The organism is Salinicoccus sp. Marseille-QA3875 (assembly GCF_054950095.1).
On record NZ_CM143103.1, the window covers coordinates 1,262,878 to 1,287,943 of the forward strand.

Annotated in this window: 24 protein-coding genes and 2 tRNA genes; 19 read left to right on the forward strand and 7 right to left on the reverse strand. The window is 43.6% G+C overall.

The annotated features are described in order from the left end of the window. The 9 genes from dnaB (at position 1) to ACY8DT_RS06485 (ending at position 8,867) form a co-directional block, all read left to right on the forward strand. The gene (dnaB, locus tag ACY8DT_RS06445) at positions 1-1,389 is read left to right on the forward strand and encodes a replicative DNA helicase (RefSeq protein ID WP_462422091.1); all 1,389 of its coding nucleotides are present in this window, start codon (positions 1-3) and stop codon (positions 1,387-1,389) included. 117 nt (positions 1,390-1,506) lie between these two features. Then, positions 1,507-2,793, forward strand: coding sequence for an adenylosuccinate synthase (locus tag ACY8DT_RS06450; protein ID WP_462422092.1), 1,287 nt, complete (start codon positions 1,507-1,509; stop codon positions 2,791-2,793). Between the two features lie 293 nt (positions 2,794-3,086). Beyond that, positions 3,087-3,158: transfer RNA gene (locus ACY8DT_RS06455), tRNA-Glu, on the forward strand. A 36-nt stretch (positions 3,159-3,194) separates the two neighbouring features. Next, positions 3,195-3,267: transfer RNA gene (locus tag ACY8DT_RS06460), tRNA-Asp, on the forward strand. Between the two features lie 171 nt (positions 3,268-3,438). Next, positions 3,439-4,140: a response regulator YycF gene (yycF, locus tag ACY8DT_RS06465; RefSeq protein WP_462422093.1), complete on the forward strand. Its 702-nt coding sequence runs from the start codon at positions 3,439-3,441 to the stop codon at positions 4,138-4,140. Positions 4,141-4,155: 15 nt separating this feature from the next. Beyond that, positions 4,156-5,997, forward strand: coding sequence for a cell wall metabolism sensor histidine kinase WalK (gene walK, locus ACY8DT_RS06470; RefSeq protein ID WP_462422094.1), 1,842 nt, complete (start codon positions 4,156-4,158; stop codon positions 5,995-5,997). After that, on the forward strand, positions 5,990-7,303 hold the full coding sequence (locus tag ACY8DT_RS06475) for a YycH family regulatory protein (protein ID WP_462422095.1): 1,314 nt from the start codon (positions 5,990-5,992) through the stop codon (positions 7,301-7,303). The genes walK and ACY8DT_RS06475 overlap by 8 nt, the downstream gene beginning before the upstream one ends. Next, positions 7,303-8,073: a two-component system regulatory protein YycI gene (gene yycI, locus ACY8DT_RS06480; protein WP_462422096.1), complete on the forward strand. Its 771-nt coding sequence runs from the start codon at positions 7,303-7,305 to the stop codon at positions 8,071-8,073. Before ACY8DT_RS06475 ends, yycI begins: the two co-directional genes overlap by 1 nt. Positions 8,074-8,078: 5 nt before the next feature. Next, the gene (locus tag ACY8DT_RS06485) at positions 8,079-8,867 is read left to right on the forward strand and encodes an MBL fold metallo-hydrolase (protein WP_462422097.1); all 789 of its coding nucleotides are present in this window, start codon (positions 8,079-8,081) and stop codon (positions 8,865-8,867) included. A 173-nt stretch (positions 8,868-9,040) separates the two neighbouring features. On the opposite strand, the gene ACY8DT_RS06490 is transcribed toward ACY8DT_RS06485, so the two are convergent. Together ACY8DT_RS06490 and ACY8DT_RS06495 are read right to left on the reverse strand one after the other, a co-directional pair. Beyond that, entirely contained in the window at positions 9,041-9,448 is a 408-nt protein-coding gene (locus ACY8DT_RS06490; protein WP_462422098.1) for a universal stress protein, read from the reverse strand. Positions 9,449-9,466: 18 nt separating this feature from the next. Further along, positions 9,467-10,927: a SulP family inorganic anion transporter gene (locus ACY8DT_RS06495; protein WP_462422099.1), complete on the reverse strand. Its 1,461-nt coding sequence runs from the start codon at positions 10,925-10,927 to the stop codon at positions 9,467-9,469. 175 nt (positions 10,928-11,102) lie between these two features. Between ACY8DT_RS06495 and ACY8DT_RS06500 the strand changes: the two genes are divergently transcribed. The 10 genes from ACY8DT_RS06500 to rlmH all read left to right on the forward strand — a co-directional run bounded on the left by ACY8DT_RS06500 (position 11,103) and on the right by rlmH (position 19,439). Continuing rightward, positions 11,103-11,450: a zinc ribbon domain-containing protein YjdM gene (locus ACY8DT_RS06500; protein ID WP_462422100.1), complete on the forward strand. Its 348-nt coding sequence runs from the start codon at positions 11,103-11,105 to the stop codon at positions 11,448-11,450. Between the two features lie 27 nt (positions 11,451-11,477). Beyond that, a complete protein-coding gene (locus ACY8DT_RS06505) occupies positions 11,478-12,158 on the forward strand; it encodes a response regulator transcription factor (RefSeq protein ID WP_462422101.1) in 681 nt (226 codons plus the stop codon). After that, complete coding sequence (locus tag ACY8DT_RS06510) at positions 12,155-13,549, forward strand: sensor histidine kinase (RefSeq protein WP_462422102.1); 1,395 nt, start codon at positions 12,155-12,157, stop codon at positions 13,547-13,549. Before ACY8DT_RS06505 ends, ACY8DT_RS06510 begins: the two co-directional genes overlap by 4 nt. 86 nt (positions 13,550-13,635) lie before the next feature. Further along, positions 13,636-14,025: a hypothetical protein gene (locus tag ACY8DT_RS06515; RefSeq protein WP_462422103.1), complete on the forward strand. Its 390-nt coding sequence runs from the start codon at positions 13,636-13,638 to the stop codon at positions 14,023-14,025. Positions 14,026-14,045: 20 nt separating this feature from the next. Then, positions 14,046-15,068 (forward strand): FtsX-like permease family protein, encoded by a 1,023-nt coding sequence (locus ACY8DT_RS06520; protein ID WP_462422234.1) that lies wholly within the window; start codon positions 14,046-14,048, stop codon positions 15,066-15,068. Position 15,069: 1 nt separating this feature from the next. Then, positions 15,070-15,804 (forward strand): ABC transporter ATP-binding protein, encoded by a 735-nt coding sequence (locus tag ACY8DT_RS06525; protein ID WP_462422104.1) that lies wholly within the window; start codon positions 15,070-15,072, stop codon positions 15,802-15,804. Positions 15,805-15,892: 88 nt separating this feature from the next. After that, entirely contained in the window at positions 15,893-16,654 is a 762-nt protein-coding gene (locus ACY8DT_RS06530) for a threonine/serine exporter family protein (RefSeq protein WP_462422105.1), read from the forward strand. 15 nt (positions 16,655-16,669) lie between these two features. Then, a complete protein-coding gene (locus ACY8DT_RS06535) occupies positions 16,670-17,137 on the forward strand; it encodes a threonine/serine exporter family protein (protein ID WP_462422106.1) in 468 nt (155 codons plus the stop codon). Between the two features lie 288 nt (positions 17,138-17,425). Continuing rightward, a complete protein-coding gene (locus ACY8DT_RS06540) occupies positions 17,426-18,841 on the forward strand; it encodes a sodium/glutamate symporter (RefSeq protein ID WP_462422107.1) in 1,416 nt (471 codons plus the stop codon). Positions 18,842-18,959: 118 nt separating this feature from the next. Further along, the gene (rlmH, locus tag ACY8DT_RS06545) at positions 18,960-19,439 is read left to right on the forward strand and encodes a 23S rRNA (pseudouridine(1915)-N(3))-methyltransferase RlmH (protein WP_462422108.1); all 480 of its coding nucleotides are present in this window, start codon (positions 18,960-18,962) and stop codon (positions 19,437-19,439) included. 76 nt (positions 19,440-19,515) lie between these two features. Here rlmH and ACY8DT_RS06550 read toward each other — a convergent pair whose 3' ends face one another. The 5 genes from ACY8DT_RS06550 to ACY8DT_RS06570 all read right to left on the reverse strand — a co-directional run bounded on the left by ACY8DT_RS06550 (position 19,516) and on the right by ACY8DT_RS06570 (position 24,974). Further along, the gene (locus ACY8DT_RS06550) at positions 19,516-20,193 is read right to left on the reverse strand and encodes a TVP38/TMEM64 family protein (protein ID WP_462422109.1); all 678 of its coding nucleotides are present in this window, start codon (positions 20,191-20,193) and stop codon (positions 19,516-19,518) included. 220 nt (positions 20,194-20,413) lie between these two features. Continuing rightward, positions 20,414-20,977, reverse strand: a complete 564-nt coding sequence (locus ACY8DT_RS06555; protein WP_462422110.1) for a Fic family protein — start codon at positions 20,975-20,977, stop codon at positions 20,414-20,416. A gap of 581 nt (positions 20,978-21,558) precedes the next feature. Beyond that, positions 21,559-21,927: a hypothetical protein gene (locus tag ACY8DT_RS06560; RefSeq protein ID WP_462422111.1), complete on the reverse strand. Its 369-nt coding sequence runs from the start codon at positions 21,925-21,927 to the stop codon at positions 21,559-21,561. A 283-nt stretch (positions 21,928-22,210) separates the two neighbouring features. Beyond that, the gene (locus ACY8DT_RS06565) at positions 22,211-24,613 is read right to left on the reverse strand and encodes a heavy metal translocating P-type ATPase (RefSeq protein ID WP_462422112.1); all 2,403 of its coding nucleotides are present in this window, start codon (positions 24,611-24,613) and stop codon (positions 22,211-22,213) included. Further along, positions 24,606-24,974, reverse strand: coding sequence for an ArsR/SmtB family transcription factor (locus ACY8DT_RS06570; RefSeq protein ID WP_462422113.1), 369 nt, complete (start codon positions 24,972-24,974; stop codon positions 24,606-24,608). The genes ACY8DT_RS06565 and ACY8DT_RS06570 overlap by 8 nt, the downstream gene beginning before the upstream one ends. Positions 24,975-25,066 lie beyond the last annotated feature (92 nt).

The following is a 25,066-nucleotide window of genomic DNA, read 5'->3' on the forward strand; positions in this document are numbered from 1 at the left end:
ATGAATGGCAATAACCAGATGCCGCATGATGTTGAAGCAGAACAATCGGTATTGGGGGCGATTCTGGTCAATCCCGAAATTTTCATATCGATCTATGAAATATTGGATCCTGAAGATTTCTACCGTAATGAACACCAGCAGATCTTTCTTGCGATGGCACTGCTCAGTGAAGAGCGGACGCATATCGACCTCGTTACGCTGACGAATCAGCTGCGTACGATGGATCAGCTGAATGTGATCGGCGGACCGAGATATTTAGGTGAGCTGTCAGAGTTTGTTCCAACGAGTTTAAACTGGACATTCTACAGCAACATCGTCGCAAAATACTCGTTGCGCAGAAAATTGATTGAAACGGTCAGTGAGATCGCGACAGAAGGCTTTTCCGAAGAATTTGACATCGAAGATATTCTGAATGAAGCCGAATCTAAAATAATGTCCATTTCGGAAGCGCGCCGGAATGAAGGATTCCGTTCGATGAAATCAGTTGTCCATGAAGTGTATGAGCAGGTCGAAGAAAGAGCCGGCCAGAAATCTACAACGACTGGTATTCCGACAGGCTACAGGGATCTCGACTTCATGACATCCGGATTCAACCGCAACGATCTGATCATTCTCGCAGCCCGTCCTTCCATGGGTAAGACGGCATTTGCACTGAATATCGCAGGACACGTGGGGACCTCCCAGGATAAATATACGGTCGCAATTTTCTCTCTTGAGATGGGTGCCGACCAGCTTGTGACAAGGATGATATCTTCCAAAGGGATGATTGATGCCACGAAGCTGAGACAGGGTAACCTTGAACATCAGGACTGGGATAATTTTACGACCGCAATCGGTCAGCTTGCAGATTCGAAAATATTCATCGATGACAGTCCGGGCATCCGTGTCAGTGACATCCGGTCAAAATGCATGAGGCTGAAGCAGGAACACGGTCTTGATATGGTCATCATCGACTATCTCCAGCTCATCCAGGGCTCCGGCACCAGGGGCAGTGACAACCGTCAGCAGGAAGTATCTGAAATTTCACGTATGCTGAAATCACTGGCCCGTGAAATGCACTGCCCCGTCATCGCGCTGTCACAGTTGTCAAGGAGTGTTGAATCGCGCCAGGATAAGCGCCCGATGATGAGTGACCTGCGTGAATCAGGTTCGATCGAGCAGGATGCGGATATTGTCGCATTTTTATACAGAGAAGACTACTATACCCGCGGCGACGGCGAAGAAGAAAGTGCCGGCGCCCAGAAGGAACAGGACGAAATTGAAATCATTCTGGCCAAGCACCGTAACGGTCCGACAGGTACGGTCAATTTAATATTCAATAAGTCATATAGTACCTTTTTTGACCAGGATACTAGAGATTACGGAGATGGATACATCCCTCCGAACTAAATTTACGAATGTTTTTATATGGCTCATATAAAAACGTTCGTATTTTTTGTTGCATCTTAGATGGTATATTGGTAAAATGTAGACGGTATTTCTATTGAATAAATTGGAGGCTCTTAAATGTCTGGTACAGTAGTAGTTGGAACGCAGTGGGGAGACGAAGGTAAAGGGAAGATCACGGATTTCCTATCAGAAGATGCGAATATCATCGCACGTTTTTCTGGCGGTAATAATGCAGGCCATACGATTCAGTTTGGCGGCGAAACTTATAAATTGCACTTGGTACCATCAGGAATTTTCTATAAAGATAAACTGTCCTTAGTTGGAAACGGTGTCGTGATCGACCCGCTGTCCATCATTAAAGAACTGGATGGTTTGATTGAACGCGGTATAGAAGTCGACAACCTGCGTATCTCCAACAGAGCTCAAGTTGTTCTGCCGTATCACCTTGTTCAGGATGAATATGAAGAAGAAGAACGCGGTGAAAATAAGATTGGTACGACTAAGCGCGGCATCGGTCCATGCTATGTGGATAAAGTGCAGCGCATCGGTATCCGTATGGCTGATTTAATAAATGAAGAAGTATTTAAAAAGCGTCTGGACGAAAACTTGGAAATTAAAAATAAAACACTCAAAGCACTTTACGGCCACGAAGGCTTTGAATTCGATGATATATACATTCCTTATATGGAAGCTGCGAAGCGTCTGGCGCCTTATGTTACAGATACTGCAAAAATTTTGGACGACGCATTCCAAAATGGCGAGAAGGTTTTATTTGAGGGTGCACAGGGTGTCATGCTCGATGTGGATCACGGTACGTATCCGTTCGTCACTTCCAGCAACCCGGTTGCGGGTAACGTGACAGTCGGCTGCGGCGTCGGAACGGCGAATGTGAAAAATGTTGTCGGCGTATGTAAAGCCTATACATCACGCGTCGGCGACGGTCCCTTCCCTACCGAGCTGTTTGATGACAATGGGGAACACATCCGTGAAATCGGCCGTGAATATGGTACAACAACAGGCAGACCGCGCCGTGTCGGCTGGTTCGACTCTGTAGTCGTACGCCACTCAAGAAGGGCGAGCGGAATCACTGACCTCTCCCTGAACTCAATCGACGTATTGAGCGGACTGGATAAAGTGAAAATTTGTACTGCATACGAAATTGACGGTAAGGAAATTACAGAATACCCGGCAACGTTGAGTGAATTGAACCGCGCAAAACCGGTTTACAAAGAACTTCCCGGCTGGAAAGAAGACATCACGGGTGTGAAGCACCTTGATGAACTGCCTGAGAATGCACTGAACTACCTGCGCGAAATTGAAAGATTATGCGACGTCAATGTCTCAATCTTCAGCGTCGGTCCGGATCGTAACCAGACAAACTTATTGAAAGACTTCTGGTCGTAGAATCTATATTTGATGAGGCCGCCCCAACTTCAGGTTGTGGCGGTTTTTATTTTTGTTGAGGGTCGTGTCGTTTTTCAGATTGTAGTGGCACGAGCGACGTAAGAAATTGGGTTTCGTGCCATTTCTCAAGCTGTAGTGGCACGAGTCATGTGAGAAATTGGTTTTCGTGCCATTTCAGAGTGTCTGGCGATGCCTCCCCCACAATGACGTCATCCCCGACAAAAAACTTTCATAAATGAGTTGAAATTGAAATTACTCTCATGGTATACTATATCTTGTGCCATATGTTACATGGCCCGTTGGTCAAGCGGTTAAGACACCGCCCTTTCACGGCGGTAACACGGGTTCGAGTCCCGTACGGGTCATTTTTTTAATTTATTTATATTTAACATCATAATCATGGTCCTGTGGTGTAGCGGTTAACATGCCTGCCTGTCACGCAGGAGATCGCGGGTTCAATTCCCGTCAGGACCGTCTTTTGGAAGTCATCAACATCTCTGTTGGTGACTTTTTTGTAGTCTCTGCTTTATACGATAATGGATAATTTTTCTTAAAAATGATACATTAAGCTTGGGTTATTATATAATTTGGTTATAATTACGGACGAAAATTATACAGAATTGACGAGAAAAGTGAGGGAAGATAATGGCTAAGAAAATTGTAGTAGTCGATGATGAACGGCCGATTGCAGATATATTGGAATTTAATCTCGAAAAAGAAGGTTATGAAGTTCACAGTGCGTATGATGGCAATGATGCTCTCGAACTCATATTGGAAGTCGTGCCTGATATAGTGCTGCTGGATATCATGCTTCCGGGAATGGATGGAATGGAAGTCTGCCGGGAAGTCAGAAAGAAACATGATATGCCTATCATCATGCTGACAGCCAAAGATTCAGAAATTGATAAGGTGCTGGGGCTTGAACTGGGTGCGGACGACTATGTCACAAAACCATTTTCAACCAGAGAACTGATTGCGAGAGTAAAAGCGAATCTGCGGCGCAACACGGCTCAGGCCAAACAGGAAGCAGAACCCGAAAATAATAATATACAAATAAAAAACATCACGATTTTACCGGATTCCTATGCGATTAAAAAGAATGGTGAAAGCATCGATCTGACACATAGGGAATTTGAGTTGTTTCATTATTTGACCAAACATATTTCACAGGTGATGACGCGTGAACATCTGCTTGAAACTGTATGGGGTTATGACTATTTCGGCGATGTACGGACTGTGGATGTGACTGTACGGCGCCTGCGGGAGAAGATAGAAGATGATCCTTCTCATCCCGAATATTTAATGACACGCCGAGGAGTGGGATATTTCATCCAGGGCGACGAATAAAGGGGCATTTTATATATGAGGCAATTTTTCAGAAATCTGCAATCCCTGCATATTAAATTGGTTATTATATATGTGCTCCTGATTGTCATTGGGATGCAGATTATAGGTTTATATTTCACAAACACGCTTGAACGGGAACTCACAGTGAACTTCCAGGATAATATTGAAACCCAGGTCGATCTCATCGATACCAGGATCAAGGAACTACATACAGAATATGCCGATGATCAAGAAAGCATGGATGAGGAAGTTCAAAGTTTATTGAGTGAGTTCGGAAACCGTCCGGAAATTGAAGAGATCCGCTTTGTGAATACCGATAATATTTTGATCGGCACCAGCCGTATTTCCAATGAACCGAGCATCGGTTCACGTATCAACCAGTCACTGACCGAAGAAGCAATCACGACAGGTTCAAGGAATGAAGAGATTTTCGTAAACGTAAATCAGGATAATCAGCGGACATGGCTGCTCAATCACCCTGTAGTCAATGAAGAACAGATACTGGGTGCTATTTATGTTGCCTCGAATATTGAAACGGTCTATCAACAACTGGAAGCGATCAACAACACTTTCATTATAGCCACTATCATTTCACTGATCATCACCAGCCTTCTCGGGATTTTTATTGCGCGGACGATTACGAAACCGATCACGGATATGAGAAACCAGGCGCTGTTAATGTCCGAGGGTGACTATACTTCCAGGGTTAAAATATACAGTAATGATGAAATCGGCGAACTTGCCGGCTCATTCAACATTCTATCAAAACGTGTGCAGGAAGCTCAGGCAAATACCGAAAGTGAAAGAAAACGTCTGGATTCGGTCATTACGAACATGTCAGAAGGTGTTATCGCAACGGACCGTAAAGGGCGCATTACAGTTGTCAACGATATGGCGCTCGATATGCTGGGTATTGCCAAAGAGACGAATATTCACGGTAAAAATATGCTGGAAATATTAAGACTGGACGGCGAGATGACTTTAGAGGATATCCAGGAAATCAACGAGAGTCAGCTGTTGTTTACAGATGCTGACTATGAAGCTGCCATCCGTGTGAATTTCTCAACAATATTTAAAGATACTGGATTCATGAACGGTTATATCGCGGTGCTTCATGATGTCACAGAGCAGGAGAAGATTGACAGCGAACGCCGTGAATTCGTTGCGAATGTATCGCATGAACTGCGTACACCGCTGACTTCGATGCGGAGCTATATAGAAGCGCTTCAGGAAGGTGCCTGGGAAGATACGACACTCGCACCGCGTTTCCTCAGCGTGACAAGAGATGAGACAGACCGGATGATCCGTCTGGTGGAGGATCTGCTGCAGCTTTCAAGAATGGATAATGCAGCCGAAGAGATAAATAAAGAGATTGTCGACTTCAATCTATTTTTAAACCGTGTGATCGACCGCTTCGAAATGACCCACAAAGGTGAAGTGGAATTTATCAGAAACATACCTGAAACCGCGATTTTCTCTGAAATCGGCATGGATAAGATGAGTCAGGTGCTCGATAATGTCATTTCAAATGCCATCAAATATTCCAACAGGGAACATAAACGTGTTGAATTTCATGTGAAGCAGAATTCACTCTATAACCGCATGACCATTCGTATCAAAGATAACGGCATGGGTATACCCGGCAACAAAGTCGATCGTATATTCGAACGTTTCTACCGTGTGGACAAGGCTCGTGCGCGTAAAAAAGGAGGTACAGGTCTCGGACTTGCCATCTCCAAAGAAATTGTCGAGGCACATAACGGCCGTATATGGGCAAACAGCTTAGAAGGAGAAGGAACGACAGTATTCATCAACCTGCCTTGTGAAACGCTTGGGGAGGATGATTGGGATGAATAAAGAAAATATCAAATCCATCGCCCTCTTCCTTCTTGTGGTCACCAGCGCTGTGCTGACGATAATGGTCTGGAGCTATCAGCCGGAGTTTTCTGAAATAGATACGGATATTGAAAGAACCTCCAATATCGGCCCCGGTGAGCCTGTGTCCTTCGATTCGATCATGCGTGCCTATCAGCTCGTCTGGGTCGACGACTCAAATATTCAGGGAACGATAGAAGAAGAGGCTGTCATCGGGATACGTGAGTATATAGATGGAACGGAAATAACGGATATCAATGTCTATAACAGTATAAGCAGACTGACACCGGGCATTGACGAAGATAGTGGTGAAGAGTTTCTGATCGTTGACTATGCTTCAGACATGCCGACCAAGTCATTGTTCAAAGTGCTGGATTTCAATTACGAGGGAGACTACCCGGACTACAGCTATAACCGGATTGTCGTGGACCTTGTCGATGAGCATGTGACTTTTTATTTGATCAATGAGGATCTGGACAGAGTTGCGGTTGCAGAGACGAATCTGGAAAGTTCATACTTGAAATCACTGTTGTCGGCACATGATCATCTGTTTGAAGAATATTCTGGTGTCATCACAAATCAGCAGACTTCCAACAATAAGACTGCGATATACGGGCCGACAGATCCGGGCAGCATGCCGGTGGAAAACTTTTTATATAATGTATTCAGTGCAGATACGGTGAATAATATGCTGTTTTTAAATGACAGTTTCGAAACGGAAGTCAGCGATGAGACGTATGTCTATGAGGGTGACACGAATATTGCGACATACAACAGTGAAACATATGCTTACTCTTACAATAATCTGCGGGAGTCACTGACCGGTAACAGCAACCCGCACCAGACGATACAAAGCAGTTTTCATTTTCTGAACTCACATATCGGGCTAGATCAGAGAAATATATTATTTGATTACTTTCCTGATGAAAATAACTCTGTCTTTCGTGCTTCTATGAACGGTTATTTTGTATTCAGTGATCACATACCTTCGACGATATCTGTAAAATACGGGCAAAATGCTCTCTATGAATACAATAGGCCGCTGCTCAGAGTGACTGCACGGGTACCTGGCGGCGAAGATCAGACTTTACCGCCGCTTGAGAGTGTCAGGTATGAAATTGCATTGAACGAAAACTATGATCTGCAGGACGTCACTAAAATAACAATCGGCTATAATATGGCCTTTTCTACAGATCAGAGCGAGATAAATGTTGTGCAGTATACACCATCCTGGTATATCAAGTACGACGGAGAATGGATGAGGTTTGACGAGGGAGGTCTTGAGTAATGGATTGGAAGCTGACGAAATCCTTATACATCATCGTGTTCCTTCTGATGAACATTGCGCTCATCTATATATATTTGAATGAACAGCAGGAATCTGTAGAAGAAATCCAGGAATCGCGGGATATTTTGAGCACGACGGGAATAGATATGAGCAATATCGAAGAGTATGAAGCGGTCGAAATGAACGTTCTTACCGGGGCAGTCCAGGATTTTTCAAATGAAGACAATCGGGATGCCGATGTGGATAAAGATAATATTTCAGGGGCGAAAATTACAGAAGAATTTGAAGAAAACGGTCCGGCAATGATGGAACAGCCACTTCAAATTTATATAGACGAGAATGTTTACAGAGGTCATGATTACCAGTATGATAATGTAATGAGTACATCTGACCAGGTAGTATTCAACCAGTTATATGGAGAATTTCCGATCTTCAATCACGAAGCTGCAAGAATCATATTCAAAGGTGAAGGCAGACAGGCAACATCCATGGAGCAGACAAGATTGATGAATTTGGAAGAAAATGAATATACAATGAGTCTGACGGCAAAATCTCCGAAAGAAATCGTCGAGGAACTGTATGCACGCGATAGGATTTCTTCGACTGCTGTAATTGATGAAGCGAGACTCGGCTATTACATCATACTTACAGAAGAAAATAACGCGATTTTAAGACCGAAATGGGAAATGCATGTCACAGATCAGGATATATCCAAAACGATTTATGTAGATGCAACAACAGATTCAGGTGAAATAATTGAAAGTGAGTGAGTAGCATGAGAATGAGCGTGTTGGCCAGCGGATCTTCGGGCAACAGTACTTATATTGAAACAGAAAAAGGCAGCCTGCTCATCGATGTAGGGCTTACGTGCAAAAGAATAGAAGAAGGATTGAACCATATTGGTACATCCTTGAAAAATATTGATGCAATTTTGATCACCCATGAACATTCGGATCATATAAAAGGGTTGAAAGTCATTGCTAAAAGATATGAGATTCCAATTTTTGCGAATGAACAGACATGGCAGCAGCTGGACAGAAAAAATATAGAAGTGCCTTCAGAACAGAAATTCCACTTCAATCCTCTGGAGACGAAAGAAATCGTCGGAATGGATATCCAGTCATTCAACGTATCGCATGATGCGATCGACCCACAGTTCTACACCCTCATGAGGGATGATAAAAAGCTCTCGGTCATTACGGATACAGGTTATGTGTCAGACCAGATGAAGGGCATCATAAAGGAAAGCGACTGTTTCATCTTTGAAAGCAATCACGATGTGGATATGCTCAGAATGGGCAGATATCCATGGGTGACGAAACAGCGTATTCTCTCCGATGTCGGACACGTATCGAATGAAGATGCGGCACATGCAATGCGGGACGTGATCACTGCCAATACTAAACGCATCTATCTGAGCCACCTCAGTCTGGATAACAATATAAAAGAACTGGCAAAAATGAGTGTCGAGCAAGTATTGAATCAATACGACATCGATACGAAAAATGAAATCCAGCTTCATCATACCGATAAAAATACACCGACAGAAATATATACGATATAAGTTATACACACCTGTGGATAAGTCATGTGGATAACTGTGGAAAACATTATACAAAAGGAGCTGCATCTCTTGATTAAGATGCAGCTCCTTTTTATGTGGCCGGTTTTAAGTTGTGCGCCACAACTAGGATGTTTTCAGATGAGTTATAGCGCCGTCCTTTACACCAGGCTTCCCTACTTCACGATAATGACTGGAATATCAGCTCTTTTAGCGACTTTATGGCTGACGCTGCCGAGCACCATCTCCTGAAGACTGTTGAGCCCTCTTGTGCCGAGGATGACCGCCTGGTATTCTCCGCTGTTAGCGATTTTGACGACTGTTTCATTCGGCACACCGCGTTCCAGCCTCAATGTGTAATCGATGCCTTTTTCTTCGTATAAGCTCGTGATTTTAGAGAGTTTCTCTTTCTTTCTCGACAACATGCCGCTTGTACTGTGAAGTACATCATTTTTCGCGGCTCCTGCATCAAGTACGTTCAAAATTGTCACTCTGGATGTATGATCAATGAAATTCAAGCTCTCTTCAGCGGCTCTGAAGCTGTTTTCCGACCCGTCTGCTGCAAGCAGTATGGATTTATACATAAATGCCCTCCTATATGACTATGAAGTCAAATGTTGTTCATTCAAAGTGCTGAGTTCCTTGATGATTTTCCTGCTGTCTGAATTCAGACTTTCAACTTTCACACCAATGTCCCGTTCTTCAAATTTACGGACGATCGTATCTATTGCATCCACTGCGGAATCATCCCACAGATGAGCGTCGGAAAAATCAAGCTCGACCAATCCGACTGCCTGATTGAAGTCGATCTGGTCCATCATCGAATCGATGGACACGAAGAAAATCTGTCCTGCGATGTGGTAAGTGATTTTATCATCGTATTCTTCTTTTACAACATTCACTTTTGAAATCTTAGTTGCAAAAAATATTGCGGCGAATGCGACGCCTGCGATTACACCGACAGCCAAATTATTGGTGAACAATACCAGTATGACAGTGATGAGCATGACAAATGCATCTGTCCTCGGGGCTCTTTTCAAGAATCTGAACGAACCCCAGTCGAACGTTGTCAGAGAAACCATGATCATGATTCCTGCAAGAATCGGCATCGGGATTTGCACGACCCAGTCACCGAGCACGATGATCATGAATATCAACACTGCACCCGCAGTGAAGGTGGACAGACGTGTCGTTGCGCCCGCCCGTACGTTGATGATGGACTGTCCGATGACGGCACAGCCGCCCATCCCGCCGAAGAAGCCCGTGACGAAATTCGCTATTCCCTGCCCGCGTGATTCACGGTTCTTGCTGCTGAAAGTATCGGTCGCATTATCGACGATCCTTGCCGTGAGCAGTGTTTCAACGAGCCCGACGATGGCCATGGAGATGGAATACGGTAAAATGATCTGCAATGTTTCCATATTGAAAGGCACATCAGGTATGAGGAAGTTCGGCAATGATTTTTCTATCGTGCCGAGATTACCGACTGTCTGCAGATTGGCGCCTGTAAATATATACAGAGCGGTCAGTAAAACGACGACGATCAATGGAGCCGGCACGTTTTTAAGGAAATCTATTTTAGGCATGATATACAAGATGCCCATGGTTATCAGCAAATATATATATGTATCTATGGAGATGCCGAAAATATATTGAAGCTGGGACATGAAAATCATGATGGCAAGTGCATTGACGAAACCGATCATGACCGAATTTGGAATGAACTTCATCAAACTACCCACTTTGAGCAGCCCAAGTATGATCTGAATGACCCCCATCAAAATCGTTGCAGCGAGCAGGTAGTCGACACCATATTCACTGACCAGGGGCGTTACAAGCAGCGCTATTGCCCCGGTAGCGGCTGAAATCATTGCAGGACGCCCGCCGACAAATGAAATGATTACTGCAATCAGGAAGGAGGCATACAGCCCTACCATGGGGTCCACGCCCGCTATGATTGAGAAAGCGATGGCTTCAGGAATCAAAGCAAGTGACACGACAATACCGGCCAATATGTTTGTCCCGGGTTTGCTCAGCCATTCACTTTTAAATTTTTCCCACATTAATATTACACTCCTAAATTTATACACTAAATTACATTATACCAAAAACATGCATTATTGAATAGTTATCCACAACTTTAAAGGTTATTTGTGGATAAAGTGTATTTTATGTGAATAATTTGATAAAATTGTGGATAAGTGTTTATTTATTGAATAATCAATGGAGGAATGTAAAATGTCTGATTTACCAAACTGCCCGAGTTGTAATTCTGAATATACTTATGAGGACAGCGGCCTTCTGATCTGCCCGATGTGTGGGCATGAGTGGACGAAAGCGTCTGAAGTGGAAAAGCAGGAAGCGGCGCTGGTGAGGGATGTGAACGGCAATATTTTAAACGATGGGGATAATGTTTCTATCGTCAAAGATCTAAAAGTCAAAGGATCTTCAAATGTCATCAAGCAGGGAACTAAAATCAAAGGGATTAGAATTGTTGACCCTGAAGATGGTCATGATTTAGATTGTAAAGTACCCGGCTTCGGCAGGATGGCGTTAAAGTCATCGGTAGTAAAGAAAATCGATTAATCGACACTAATGGTACGGGGTGGTAATGTGACTAAAATATTAGTTGCGGATGATGATCCGAATATCTTGAAATTCATCACGATCAATTTGACGGATGCCGGCTATGAAGTGGTTGGTGCAACAGATGGTAGGGATGCACTCAGAAAACTTAAAAATGAAGCCTGTCAGCTTGCGGTCGTGGATATCATGATGCCGTATATGGACGGATTATCGCTGATCAAAGAGATGCGTAAAACTATGGATATACCAATCATCATATTGACTGCAAAAGGGCAGATCGATGATAAAGAAAAAGGATTTGAAGCTGGCACTGATGATTATGTGGTCAAACCATTTGAGGCGAAAGAGCTTCTTTTCAGAATCGAAGCACTGCTCAGACGCTATAATATTGATACGGACAAGCAAATGATACAAGTCGGTGATGTGCATATAGATATTGATAAATATCTGGTGACAGTAAATGAAAAGATACTGAAGCTGCCATTGAAAGAATTTGAATTATTGCATGTGCTTGCAAATCATCCGGATCAGGTGTTCACCCGTGAGCAGCTGATCGAGAGTATTTGGGGCATTGATTTTGAGGGGGACAACCGTACTGTGGATGTTCACATCAAACGGCTCCGTACCCGCTTCACCCACTTGACCGGTGCAATCAGATTCACGACTGTCAGGGGCGTCGGTTATACATTGGAGACGGTGGATCCATGAAATTAAGATCATTATATTCAAAATTTGCCGTGACAACCATCGGCATCATGATTGTGAGTTTCCTGTTTGCATTTTTCATCTCGAACACTTATTACCAGCAGTACCTGAAACCGGATAATGATGCCAAAAATACGGAGATTGCACTAAGTATTTCGACCTTTATAGAAGATAATCCGCAGATGGATATGGATGACTACCTCACCAATATGGCTGATGCCGGCTACCAGTTTTATTTGGTGGGCGCTGGTTCAGAAGGCAGTTTCTATGGGGCTGAATTCAGAGAGACGGTGCTGCCTGGAAGCACGATTGAAAGCGTCCAGAATGATAATGTGTATCATGGCATGCTGGAATTCCCGAGAGAGACCTTTGTGACAGGCTTCTTTGCAAATGAATTGGAAAATACGATTGGTGTACCTGTTGATACAGGTGACGGAGTATACGCTCTGTTTATGAGACCGGATATATCGATGCTTTTCAATGAAATGCATCTTTTATTTGGATGGCTTCTTATTTTAACCATTGTCATCAGTATCATCTTTGTTTTGATCAGCACAAAATATTTGGTGAATCCGGTGACCAGATTAAACCGGGCGACCGATACACTGGCAAAGGGTAATTACAATGTCAGCGATTTGAATACAAACAGGAATGATGAAATCGGCCAGCTGTCCAACAGTTTTGTGCATATGGCTGAAAAAATCGAACAGAACGAGGAGATGAGAAAGGATTTTATTTCTAACATCTCTCATGACATCCAGTCTCCGTTATCAAACATCAAAGGCTATAATGAGCTATTGAAAACGGCTGATCTGAGTTCGGAAGATAAGACGGAATACTATAATATCATCGACCAGGAAGTGACCCGGATCAGTACGATGACCAATCAGCTGCTGATGTTGTCGTCGTTGGACCAGGAAGCGCATGCTTTAAATATTTCAGAGTACCGGCTCGATAAACAGATCGAGCGGCTGATCCATTCATATGAATGGAAGATAAACCAAAATGACATGATGTTGTCCTATGACCTGCCTGAAGTGAGCATCTCTGCAGATGAAACGATGCTCAATATGGTATGGGACAATCTGATTTCAAATGCGGTCAAATATAACAGCGAAGCGGGCAATATCGATATCTCCCTGACTGAAGCAGACGGCACGGTCACAGTCAGAATTTCAGATACAGGCATCGGTTTGACCGAAGAGGAAAAAGATCATATATTCGACCGGTTCTACAGAGTGGACTCATCCAGAACATCAAGCGTCAAAGGTTCCGGGCTGGGACTGTCAATCGTCCACGAAATCATCCAGCGGCATGACGGTACAGTCAGAGCAGAGCCCAATGCTGCAGCGGGAACAACTTTCATCGTTGAATTGCCGCAAAATCATAAATGAATAAAAATAAATCCTCCTTGTTCATCCTGCGTTCATATTCGAAGTATAGAGTATGTAGTGCAGATGAATGAAGGAGGATTTTTTAAATGAATAAACCAGTTAAATTATTATTAGTTTTTGCAGGAATATATGGATTGATCGGCACGATCATGGGGGCACATATGGCAGGTGCGGGTTCATATGCACTCAGACCGATTCACGCCCACGTCCTTGTTGTCGGATGGCTCAGTTTATTTTCATGGTCGGTATTCTACCAGGCATTTGATGTTAAATATAATGCCTTGTCGAAGTTTCATGTATGGACGGCAATCATCGGTACCACAGGATTGATACTCGGAATGTTCATCAATAATGTTGCGTCACTCGGACTGCCCGACATCGTCACATTGATCGCATATATCGGCGGGGGTGTCATTCTGTTACTCAGCTTTGCAGCATTTTTTGTACAGACATTACTGTATAAATCTGAAAAATAAAGGACGTGTGACCATTGAAAATGGCATGGAAAGAAATGATGAAGTATAAGACGAGATATTTGATACTCGGCTCGATCATATTTCTGATCAGTTTTTTGACATTAATTATTTCAGGCCTTGCGAACGGATTGTCTTATGATAATGCCTCTTTAGTGAAAAATATGCCTGAAGGCACGTATTATATGGAAAGTGAAGCTGAAGAGGAGTATAACTTTTCAGAGATCAGCGAGAGTCAGAGAGAAGAGATAGAAGGCACCCATCCGGATGCAGTCTTCATGTCGGTCCAAATGGGGGAACTTGAAGACGAAGATGAACAAAAGCACGGTATTACGTATGTTACAGCAACAGAAAATGATATTTTTCCAAACGTGGAAAAAGGAGAAGTCATTTTAGATGAATCGATAAAAGAAGACGGCATCGAAGCGGGAGATGAATTATCTACCAATTTGATGGATGATACGTTTACTGTGAGTGACTTTGCAGAACAGGAGAAGTTCAGTCACTCGGCCGTCGCCTTCATCCATCCGGATGATTTCATGAATATGTACCAGTCAGAGACATATCAGCTGGCCTTTACAGAAGATGAGGAAGAAGATATCGATGAGATGTCAGCATTCAACCAGAACCAGTTTTTAAATACGATTCCGAGTTATTCTGCAGAAATGCTGTCACTGAATATGATCATCGCATTTCTGTTTGTAATAAGCGGTATGCTGTTTGCGATCTTCTTCTATATGATCAACGTTCAGAAACTCGGCACTTACGGCATATTGAAAGCAGTCGGCGTAAAGACGATGACGCTGCTCAGACTGATGTGGGTACAGATGATACTCGTCACTTTGATATCACTCATAATCGCCATATTCTTAAGCCAGCTGATTACACTGATACTGCCTGAAGGCATGCCGTATCAGCTGACGCTTGAAACTTCGGCAGTCATGGCAGCAGGGTTCTTTATTATCGGATTTATCGGGGCGACATTGTCCGGAGTCCAGATCAGTAAAGTGGAACCGATGGAAGCAATCAATCAGGGAGGCGCATAATATGTCATCACTACAGATCAAAGAATTGGAAAAGTCATTTAAGATCGGCAGAAATGAAGAAAAGATTTTAAAAAGCATCGATTTTGAACTTGAAGAAGGTAAAATCACCGCGCTCGTCGGCACTTCAGGCTCTGGTAAGAGCACACTTTTAACAATCGCAGCAGGCCTTCAAAAATCAAGCGGCGGTAAAATAAAATTCAATGATAAAGATTTGACTGACATGAGCAGCAACCAGGTGAGAGACGTCAGAGCAAAAGCATTCGGCTTCGTCTTCCAGCACGCCCACCTCGTGCCGTTCTTATCAGTCAAGGATCAGCTGAACCTGATGATTGATACTGCAGAATTAAAATGGCGCAAAAAAGAAAAGCAGCAGCGTATACAGGATATGCTGGAAGCGGTGGATATGTGGAAACATAGAGACAGCGACCCGGACCAGTTATCAGGCGGTGAAAAGCAGCGTGTTGCAATCGCAAGAGCAATCATCCATGAACCGAAACTCCTGTTTGCAGATGAACCGACGGCGAGTCTGGATTCAAAACGTTCAACAGAAGTCATGGAATTGCTACGCAACCTGTCAATAGAAAGAAATATCACTGTACTGATGGTGACGCATGATGAGGATATGCTGGTGTATGCAGACCGGACCGTAGAAATGAAGGACGGTAAAATTAAAGAAAAAAAAGCTCCACAGAAACATGTGCATAACCTGTTGACAACTGTGGATAACTATGAATGATCCGTGGATAAAAACATGAGTGAAAACCCGAATAATAGGGTCTTCACTCATTTTTATGTTTTAATATAAGTAATAAACATAATTGGTGATGTATATGGATGAAATAATTCAAAAAGAAGAAAAAATAAAAGATGTCGTTATGCTTGCTGCCCGCATATTACTTGAATCCGGAGCGGAAGGGACGCGTGTCGAGGATACGATGACGTACATTTCGAATGCCCTCGGTTACAGGGGCTCCAACAGCTTCGTCACGAATACGGTCGTCACCTACCTGCTGCATGATGAAACACATCCGCGCATATACAGGATACAGACAAGGGACACCAACCTGATTCGTATTTCAGAGGCGAATCGTGTTTCCCGCAATATCGTCTCGGAAAAGATCACGCTGGATGAAGCGATGGAAAGGCTGAGATATATAGACAATGAAATAAAAGACCATTCCCTGCCGTTCAAAGCAACAGCCGGCGGCATGGTGGGCCTCAGCTTTCTTTATCTGCAGGGCGGCCTTCTGATAGATATCCCGACTGCGGTCATCGCCGGTGCCGCGGGTTACTTTGTGACGGAATATATTTCACAAAAGATGGAAACACAATTCATCCCGGAATTCATCGGTGCGTTTATCATCGCTTTGCTCGCTGCAATCGGCAATATGCTGATTCCGGGCGGTGAACTCGGTGTCATCATCATTTCATCAGTCATGCCGATCGTCCCGGGCGTACTCATCACCAATGCCATCCAGGATCTGTTCGGCGGTCATATGCTGATGGCCATCACCAAACTGCTTGAAGCCCTCGTCACTGCATTCGGTATCGGTGCCGGTGTCGCGACTGTGCTGATACTTTTATAAGGAGGAGAGATTATTATGGAATGGCTGTTGCATCTGTTATTCAGTTTTACTGCGTCGTTCTTCTTCGCCGTATTATTCGACGCCCCGAAACGTCTCTTCTTCTCTGCCGGTGTTGCCGGGGCCATAGGCTGGACGGTCAGCCGCATCCTGCTTGATCTGTTCAGCATGCACGAAATCTATGCGACGATGTTCGGGACTCTCGTGCTCGGCATCGTGTGCCATCTGATGGCGCGTCTTTTGAAAGAACCGGCGACAATGTTCATGGTGCCGGGGATCATCCCCTTCGTCCCCGGCGGTCTTGCCTATGAAGCGACCAGCCTGCTCGTCCAGTTCGAATATAATCAGTCGTTGAACACGATGCTGGAAGTGATACTGATTGCAGGTGCGGTTGCTGTCGGGCTGCTGTTTGCCGACCAGCTGTCGAAGATGTTCATCCATAAGAAGCGCAACTACTCGGATCTGCGCACAAGGAAAATGCCATGAAACGAAAAAGGCCATTTACAATTATTGTAAATGGCCTTTTTGAATACATATTAGTGCCAGTCTGGACGGCCTCAATAGAGAATGACTGGGCATTCGAAATCATAAACTTCATATATACGTAATTTACCACGATAAAAGAATTTAAACCGGATTGGGTTTCCGGTATGTAATTTTATCAGTGCGCAATCCATCAAAAACCCCCGGGGTTTCATTTCAAATACCTTGATTAAATTTACATACTAAGGGGAAGAGAAGTATAAATTGAGAATGAAAGGGGGCATGGATATTATGAGCGCCGACCAAATAGGATTTGCATTACTTTACTTAGGGTTGTTTTTGCTGCTTGGAAAGTGGATCAGGATGCATTCGAAATGGATGCAGAATCTCTTCCTTCCCGCATCTGTCATCGGCGGATTCCTCGCTTTAATTTTAGGACCGGAAATTCTAGGCCGTATCATGAGTAATATCACCGGGGGAGATTCCTTCTGGGCGACAGGCCTGGCCACACCTGAAATCATGGAGGTATGGGGCACACTCCCCGGCCTGATGATCAACATTGTGTTTGCGACGCTGTTCATCGGGACGGTGCTGCCGAACCTCCAGAGGGTTTGGGATGTCGGTGGGCCTCAGCTCGCTTTCGGCTGGACGCTCGGCTGGGGTCAGTATGTGATCGGCCTGCTGCTCGCGATGCTTGTACTGGTGCCGTTTTACGATATGCCGCCGTTCATCGGGGCGTTGATTGAAATCGGGTTCGAAGGCGGACATGGTACGGCAGCCGGCCTGGAGGACACATTTGAGGAACTGGGCTTTCCGGAAGCGTATGATATCGCTGTCGGACTCGCCACCGTGGGTATTTTGACAGGGGTGATCGTCGGTATTGCACTGATCAACTGGGGCGTCAGAAGAGATAAGACGCGTGTCATCACTGATGTCAAAGGTTTATCACCGACTCAAAAAGCAGGCATCGTCGAGCCTGAAGACCGTGGAAAAGGAGCACAGAAGACTGTGAGACCCGAGTCAATCGATACCTTCACTTTCCACTTCACCATCGTCGGTCTCGCCATCCTCATCGGTTACATCATATTACAGGGCATCACGTGGCTGGAAGCGACACTATTCGGTTCTGACTTTATGACATACGTGCCCTTGTTCCCGCTTGCGATGATTGGTGGTCTTATTGTACAGATATTCGTGACTAAATTTGATACCTCGGAACTGATGGACAGAGAGACCATCACCAGCATACAGGGATTCTCACTCGATATACTGATTACAAGTGCAATTGCGACCGTCTCGATTGCGGTCATCGGTGATTACCTTGTACCGTTCCTGCTGCTCGCAGCATTCGGAATCGCCTGGAACGTATTCGGCTTTTTCGTCTTCGGGCCAAGAATGATGCCGGATTACTGGCTTGAAAGAGCTGTCGGTGACTTTGGACAATCCACAGGTGTCACTGCAACCGGTCTGATGCTGATGCGCGTGGCCGACCCTGAGATGAAATCACCTGCAGTCGAAGGTTTCGGTTATAAGCAGCTTGTCTTTGAACCATTCCTCGGCGGCGGTCTGGTTACAGCATTATCCGCCCCGCTCGTCTTCATGTGGGGGCCGTGGCCATTCCTGATCTTCGCAAGCGTCATGACAATCATCGGCATCGTCGTCGGACTGTTCTACTTCGGTAAGAGGAAACCGGATTATGACAAATGATTTTAAAACGAGTATGAACGCTCACCGTGAAATGAGTCCGGGGAGCGTTTATATTATCTTATAAAAGACGTGTTAAAATAGAAAACAAGCAGTAGTATGAACGGAAGGACGATGACAGATGAAAATCACTTTAATCACAGTGGGCAAGCTGAAAGAGAAATACTGGGTGCAGGCAGTGGATGAATATAAGAAGCGGATCAGCAAATATGCGAAAATCGAGCTCATCGAAGTGGCGGATGAAAAAGAACCGAACAATGCCGGCGGGAAGGATATTGAACAGATTAAAGATAAGGAAGCAGACAGGATACTGTCGAAGATAAAAGACAACCAGCACGTCGTGACGCTGGAGATACACGGAAAGACATATACGAGTGAAAAATTGGCGTCTGAATATCAGAGGTGGATGAACACCGGAAAAAGCGATGTAGTCTTTATTATCGGCGGCAGCAACGGCCTTGGAGAAGCGGTGAAGAAAAGAAGTGACCAGGAAATCAGCTTTGGCACCCTCACCTACCCCCATCAGATGATGAAAGTCATGCTGATGGAGCAGCTGTTCAGGGTGAATAAGATATTGAGGAATGAGAGTTACCATAAGTAGTGCCAAAAATGAAAAGTCATCTCAAAATATCCCTGAATCATTTCAACGATTTTGAGATTAACTTTTTAAAAATCTATTAATATTCATTACGTGTATTTCGCCAGTAACTGTAGGATATCCAGGTGGATACAAGTACTGTAATCCAGGCAGTGACAAGGACGATGCCATTAAAGAGAGACTGATTGACTGCGAAAGCGCCAAGAGCAACGAGCGAGATTTGTCCCGGCAGGGAAGCAATAAAGGTTGCTGACAAGAAGGAATACTGGCTGACACCCAGAGCACCTGCGCCGTAATTGACCGGCCAATACGGTAAGCCCGGCATCAGTCTTGCTGTACACATTGCTAAGAAGCCTGCGTCACCCAAATACTTTTTAACCGCTGGTCCATGACGGCCAAGGAGTTTGAATGTCAGGTCCTGACCGGTAAGTCGAGCTAACCAGTATCCAATCCAGGAGCCAATAAATATGCCTGTAAAGGAAAACAAGCTGCCGGCTATGACACCGTATAGAGAACCCGCGACTAAGGCCGGGATGGTGACAGGAATCGGGGTGATAGCAATGAGGGCTGTGATGCCGATAAAAATCAGCCAGCCAGCCCAGCCATAGCCTTGAATCATCTCTCTTAGAACTTCGGGTTCCGGGACATTTACATTAAAACTCAACCATATTAACGTGCCTATGAATACAACTAAAGTTAATAAGGAAACTATTGAACGTGGAGAAAAAACATCATTAAAATCTTTTTTTGAACTCATTATGTTTCCTCTTTCCTGAATGCTTTATTAAAAATTTAATTTTATCGGGTTATACACTCACTGTAACTTTAAACGGGTCATTAATAAAAGGGAATAGATTTTATGTTTTAAATTTGGAATTTCAAACCTTTCACCATTGATAACCGTAATGCTAGAGATTAAGTTGTGTATAATATGATTAATGAGCTGAAAACCATAAGGTGGCAGTTATTTTATGCGTTTATCTCAGGATTTGCAGAAGATCATAGTTTACATATACTTTGTTTCTGGTTCGTGATGAATCAGTATCTATCATTTCAAGTGAAACAAGTTTATTTAAATGAGTTCTGGTGGTGTTTTCACTTATATTCAGATCTATTGCGGCTTGTGACACTGTAATATTTGGGCGGTTAAAAGTATATAGCCAAATATTATTAATCATAGAACCGGACGTTGAATTTAAATTCTGAATGCCTTCGCGTGCAAGGAGGTCAACTTTTTCAAATTTATCCTTTAAATTGATGGTCATTCTCCTACACGCTTCCAAAAAGAAATGAATCCACTTATACCAATCCGGATTTTCCCCACGAATACTGTTCAACAAGTTATAATATCTTAGTCGTTCCCGCTCGAGCTCTCCACTCACAAAGAATATGGGGGAGGTAACCGCACTTTCAGCCATCATATTGAGCATAATGAGTATTCGGCCCATACGCCCTTTGCCATCTAAATAAAGATGAATAGATTCAAACTGAGCATGCATGATCGCTGTTTTGATTAATGGATCGGAAGTTTCATCAAGCAATGTATTACCTGCGGAAATATCATCATTAAAGCTTGAGTGTCCGGTTGAGATTAACTATTTATAATAAAGGAATAGAATAAATACTGACATAACAAGGTTTATAACGCTTCATTTTAAAATTCCACTATTTTTACTGACACAAAGTCTTTGTGCCAGGTCTGAGGTATCAAGTGGTTTTTATTTTATCAATTCAATTAAAAGATACAGAGCAGCGCCCCAAATAAATAGAGCAGAACTTTTATTGAAAACATTCATTAAAATACCCTGATTATCCAGTCTTTTCATAGTCGAAACTGCAATAGTCAATCCTACAAACCAAACCCGGGAGACTGTCACACAGGGAACAGTGAAAGTATAAGATCCAGCCCGATATATTTCAAAGCAACTGTAGTCGCACATGATGATTTCTTAATGAATACTGAAGATGAAATCATCCAGGCTTATCGGGATTATCAAGAAGGTAAATTCACAGATTTGGAAGATTAAAAATGACGATAAGCCCAAAGATTCTAAAACAGATTCTTTGGGCCTATTTTTTCAACTGGCTTTTGCCATTAATATTTACTTGTATGTTTTGATATTTAAAATAACAAAATTGATAAATATAACGACAGTGTAATGAAAAACATTGAGAAGGATACGCTAGAAACTACGATTGATGTAGTAAGCGGCTTTTTCAATGTGGCGTTTCTGATTAAAACAATCAGGGGGATGAGGCTGCTGATCAACCAGAGTATTGTAAGTTGTAAAGCAACATTTTCTAAGTTTGTGTTTAAAAATAAAAAGTCATTAAAGGAAAAATAGATTAATACTCCAATTGCTGCAATGAATAAAACTGTACTGTACAGGAAGGGGAAAAATGGATCTTCTTGTCTGATTGAATTTACAGCGCCTATTACTAAAAAATAAAGAGCCGCAGCTGTAATGATGAATAGAAATATGGCTAACATTTTAATCTCTCCTATATGATTTCTGGATATATCGTGAGGCTCGTACTTCAGGTTGAATGCTTATACTGAGGAGGGTATTTCTCTCTTACAGTATTTTATATGTAATCATTTTAAGGGGCTGATTAATTTGGCGGGCGGCAACTACATCTGAAGAAAAATCGTAACGTCTACGTTTTGTAATTTAACATTTAATAATTGATGATGCAATTGATAAATTGTGAACTTTTTTTCAAATCAAATAAAATTGAACTATCCGGAAAAATCGGATAGTTCAAACTCAAAATCATTCATCTTCTTTGACGCGCATCAGCCTCATACTGTTCAATGCGACAAGCACTGTTGCGCCCATATCTGAAAGTATCGCAATCCAAAGCGTCAGCCATCCGGGGATGACGAGCAGCAGTGCGATGATTTTGATGCCGATGGCGAAAACGATGTTCGCTTTAATGATGTTCAGTGTTTTGCGGCTCAGTTTTATTGTGAATGGGAGTTTATTCAGATCATCTCCCATCAATGCAACGTCTGCTGTTTCCAGTGCGGCATCCGTACCGGCACTGCCCATTGCAATTCCGACAGTAGAGGCAGCGAGAGCCGGTGCGTCATTAACGCCGTCTCCGACCATGGCTACCCGCTTGTGTCTGGATTTTAACTGTTTGATGACTTCCAACTTATTCTGAGGCAGAAGTTCGGATCTTACATCTGTCACTCCAACCTGCTCGCCAATCGCATTTGCAGTACTCTGGTTATCTCCTGTGAGCATGACAGTTTCTTTAATACCCGCATCATGCAGTCTGCGCAGTGATTCCTGACTGGTCTCACGGACTTCATCTGCAACAGCAATAATGGCTTCGATACTGTTGGATGTGCCTGCCAGCATGACAGTTTTACCCTGCTGCTGAAGTGAAACGATAATATTTTTAATTGCATCGGTCAAATGAATTTCCGGCAACTTTGAAAATAGTCTGGAGTTGCCGATATAATAATGAGTGCCATCTATTATTCCGCTGATCCCCAGTCCCATAATAGAAGAAAAGTCTTCTACGGGCACATCTGAATAAGAAATATTTTCATCACTTGCCCTGCTCATAATTGCAGAAGCAAGTGGGTGCTGAGAACGGTATTCAAGTGCAGTAATGATCGACATCATTTTATTTTCATCCGTCTGATCATTAATCATTTCAAAATCAGTCATCACAGGTACGCCTTTAGTCAGAGTACCTGTCTTATCAAATGCGATTGCATCAAGTGCACCGATTTCTTCAAGGTATATGCCGCCTTTGACAAGCACACCTTTCTTCGCCGCATTACCAATCGCAGATACAATTGATATCGGTGTCGAGATGACAAGTGCGCACGGACAGCCGACGACAAGGACAGCGAGGCCCTGATAGACCCATGTGCCCCATTCAGCTCCAAAGAACAGCGGAGGAACGACAACAACAAGCGCTGCCACTGCCATGATGGCCGGTGTATAGTATCTTGCGAATTTATCGACGAATGCCTGTGCAGGCGCACGTTCGCCCTGTGCTTCTTCAACAAGATGTATGATTTTTGCAATCGTCGTATCTTCAACAAGTTTGGTGATCTTTATTTCCAGGAAGCCTTCCTCGTTGAGTGTTCCCGCAAATACTTCATCTTCTTCATGTTTTTCAACAGGTACCGACTCGCCGGTAATTGCTGCCTGGTTGATGGATGAAGAACCATCGACAATGACGCCATCCATCGCAATCTTCTGACCGGGTTTGACGAGCATGATATCACCGATTGCAATATCATCCACATGCACAGTCATTTCCTGGTTATTGCGTCTGATCAAAGCTTCGTTCGGTGCAATATCCATCAATGAGGTGATGGACTCCCTTGCCCGGTCCATGGAGAAACGTTCGAGTGACTCACTGATGGCAAAGAGAATCACAACTACCGACACCTCTGCCCATTCACCTATGAGCACACCGCCGATGACAGCAATCGTCATCAGTGTTCTCATATCAAACTCGAGACGGACGAGATTCTGCAGCCCAGTTTTCATCAATGAAGTGCCACCGACGATCATTGATGTAATGAACAGAGCAGCTGTCACTATATTCTCATTACCGTTGACAGCCATGGAAAGAAAACCGAGGGCCATAAACAGCGCAGAATAAAGTAATATACTATGCTTTTTGTAAAATGGGATTTTATCTTCTTTTGGCTCGTTTTCAGCCCCGGGTGCACGGTTCGGTTTTTCCGGTATGACTTCCAAGTTTTCAAATGCCCCGGCTTTCTCGAGTTCTTCAATGCTCGCTTCGCCATACACTGAAATTTTGGAGGCACCGAAATTGACCTTGGCATCGTGCACATTGGATAGCTTTTTAACATTGTTCTCAAACTTTCCTGCACAGTTCGCACATGAAAAGCCGTTTACATGATATACGTTTTTATCTTTAATGATTTCCGGCTCCTGTCGTTTCGGTTTCTCCGGCATCACTTTAAGATTTTCAAACGCGCCGGCCTTTTCCAGTTCTTCAATCGATGCTGCACCCTCTACTGAAATTTTGGACGCACCGAAATTGACTTTGGCATCTTGAACATCGGGTAAACTCCTGACGTTGTTTTCAAATTTTCCTGCACAGTTGGCACATGAAAAGCCCTCGACCCGATAAGTGGTCTTCTGTTCATCCAATTCTTTCAACTGCTGTTCAGACATTGGCCATCACTTCTTCCCTGTGGGTTAATGCGATCATCATGATCTGTCTGATATGGTCATCATCCAGTGAATAAAAAGCGAGTTTGCCCTCTTTTCTGAACTTGACGATACCCTGTCTATTGAGTGTGCGGAGATGATGGGAAGTATTCGCAATCGAAGCATCGATAATATTCGCGATATCACAGACACAGAGTTCCTCTTCCTGGCACAAGGCATATGTAATTTTGGCTCTCGTTTCGTCAGCAACTGCTTTCAGGAGCTGGGAAACTCCGCTGATATCCGCTTTTTCCATATCATCCTGTATTCTATTGACCTTCTCTTCGTCATAGCAGAAAATTTCACAAGTATCTTGTTTATTCATGACAATCAGCACCTCATTCAAATATTGATTTGAATATAGTATAACTGTTGAGAATCCATTATTCAAGTTTCTGCTTGAATGAGGAATGTCCA

What these genes read in the sequence shown, in the direction of transcription:
- ACY8DT_RS06485 (WP_462422097.1), top strand. Translation starts at nt 8,079, where the DNA reads ATGAGAATGAGCGTGTTGGCCAGCGGATCTTCGGGCAACAGTACTTAT.
- ACY8DT_RS06560 (WP_462422111.1), bottom strand. Translation starts at nt 21,927, where the DNA reads ATGTTAGCCATATTTCTATTCATCATTACAGCTGCGGCTCTTTATTTT.
- walK (WP_462422094.1), top strand. Translation starts at nt 4,156, where the DNA reads ATGAGGCAATTTTTCAGAAATCTGCAATCCCTGCATATTAAATTGGTT.
- ACY8DT_RS06475 (WP_462422095.1), top strand. Translation starts at nt 5,990, where the DNA reads ATGAATAAAGAAAATATCAAATCCATCGCCCTCTTCCTTCTTGTGGTC.
- yycF (WP_462422093.1), top strand. Translation starts at nt 3,439, where the DNA reads ATGGCTAAGAAAATTGTAGTAGTCGATGATGAACGGCCGATTGCAGAT.
- ACY8DT_RS06490 (WP_462422098.1), bottom strand. Translation starts at nt 9,448, where the DNA reads ATGTATAAATCCATACTGCTTGCAGCAGACGGGTCGGAAAACAGCTTC.
- ACY8DT_RS06525 (WP_462422104.1), top strand. Translation starts at nt 15,070, where the DNA reads ATGTCATCACTACAGATCAAAGAATTGGAAAAGTCATTTAAGATCGGC.
- ACY8DT_RS06520 (WP_462422234.1), top strand. Translation starts at nt 14,046, where the DNA reads ATGGCATGGAAAGAAATGATGAAGTATAAGACGAGATATTTGATACTC.
- ACY8DT_RS06570 (WP_462422113.1), bottom strand. Translation starts at nt 24,974, where the DNA reads ATGAATAAACAAGATACTTGTGAAATTTTCTGCTATGACGAAGAGAAG.
- ACY8DT_RS06515 (WP_462422103.1), top strand. Translation starts at nt 13,636, where the DNA reads ATGAATAAACCAGTTAAATTATTATTAGTTTTTGCAGGAATATATGGA.
- dnaB (WP_462422091.1), top strand. Translation starts at nt 1, where the DNA reads ATGAATGGCAATAACCAGATGCCGCATGATGTTGAAGCAGAACAATCG.
- ACY8DT_RS06565 (WP_462422112.1), bottom strand. Translation starts at nt 24,613, where the DNA reads ATGTCTGAACAGCAGTTGAAAGAATTGGATGAACAGAAGACCACTTAT.
- ACY8DT_RS06510 (WP_462422102.1), top strand. Translation starts at nt 12,155, where the DNA reads ATGAAATTAAGATCATTATATTCAAAATTTGCCGTGACAACCATCGGC.
- ACY8DT_RS06500 (WP_462422100.1), top strand. Translation starts at nt 11,103, where the DNA reads ATGTCTGATTTACCAAACTGCCCGAGTTGTAATTCTGAATATACTTAT.
- ACY8DT_RS06535 (WP_462422106.1), top strand. Translation starts at nt 16,670, where the DNA reads ATGGAATGGCTGTTGCATCTGTTATTCAGTTTTACTGCGTCGTTCTTC.
- ACY8DT_RS06450 (WP_462422092.1), top strand. Translation starts at nt 1,507, where the DNA reads ATGTCTGGTACAGTAGTAGTTGGAACGCAGTGGGGAGACGAAGGTAAA.
- ACY8DT_RS06530 (WP_462422105.1), top strand. Translation starts at nt 15,893, where the DNA reads ATGTATATGGATGAAATAATTCAAAAAGAAGAAAAAATAAAAGATGTC.
- rlmH (WP_462422108.1), top strand. Translation starts at nt 18,960, where the DNA reads ATGAAAATCACTTTAATCACAGTGGGCAAGCTGAAAGAGAAATACTGG.
- ACY8DT_RS06550 (WP_462422109.1), bottom strand. Translation starts at nt 20,193, where the DNA reads ATGAGTTCAAAAAAAGATTTTAATGATGTTTTTTCTCCACGTTCAATA.
- ACY8DT_RS06495 (WP_462422099.1), bottom strand. Translation starts at nt 10,927, where the DNA reads ATGTGGGAAAAATTTAAAAGTGAATGGCTGAGCAAACCCGGGACAAAC.
- ACY8DT_RS06540 (WP_462422107.1), top strand. Translation starts at nt 17,426, where the DNA reads ATGAGCGCCGACCAAATAGGATTTGCATTACTTTACTTAGGGTTGTTT.
- yycI (WP_462422096.1), top strand. Translation starts at nt 7,303, where the DNA reads ATGGATTGGAAGCTGACGAAATCCTTATACATCATCGTGTTCCTTCTG.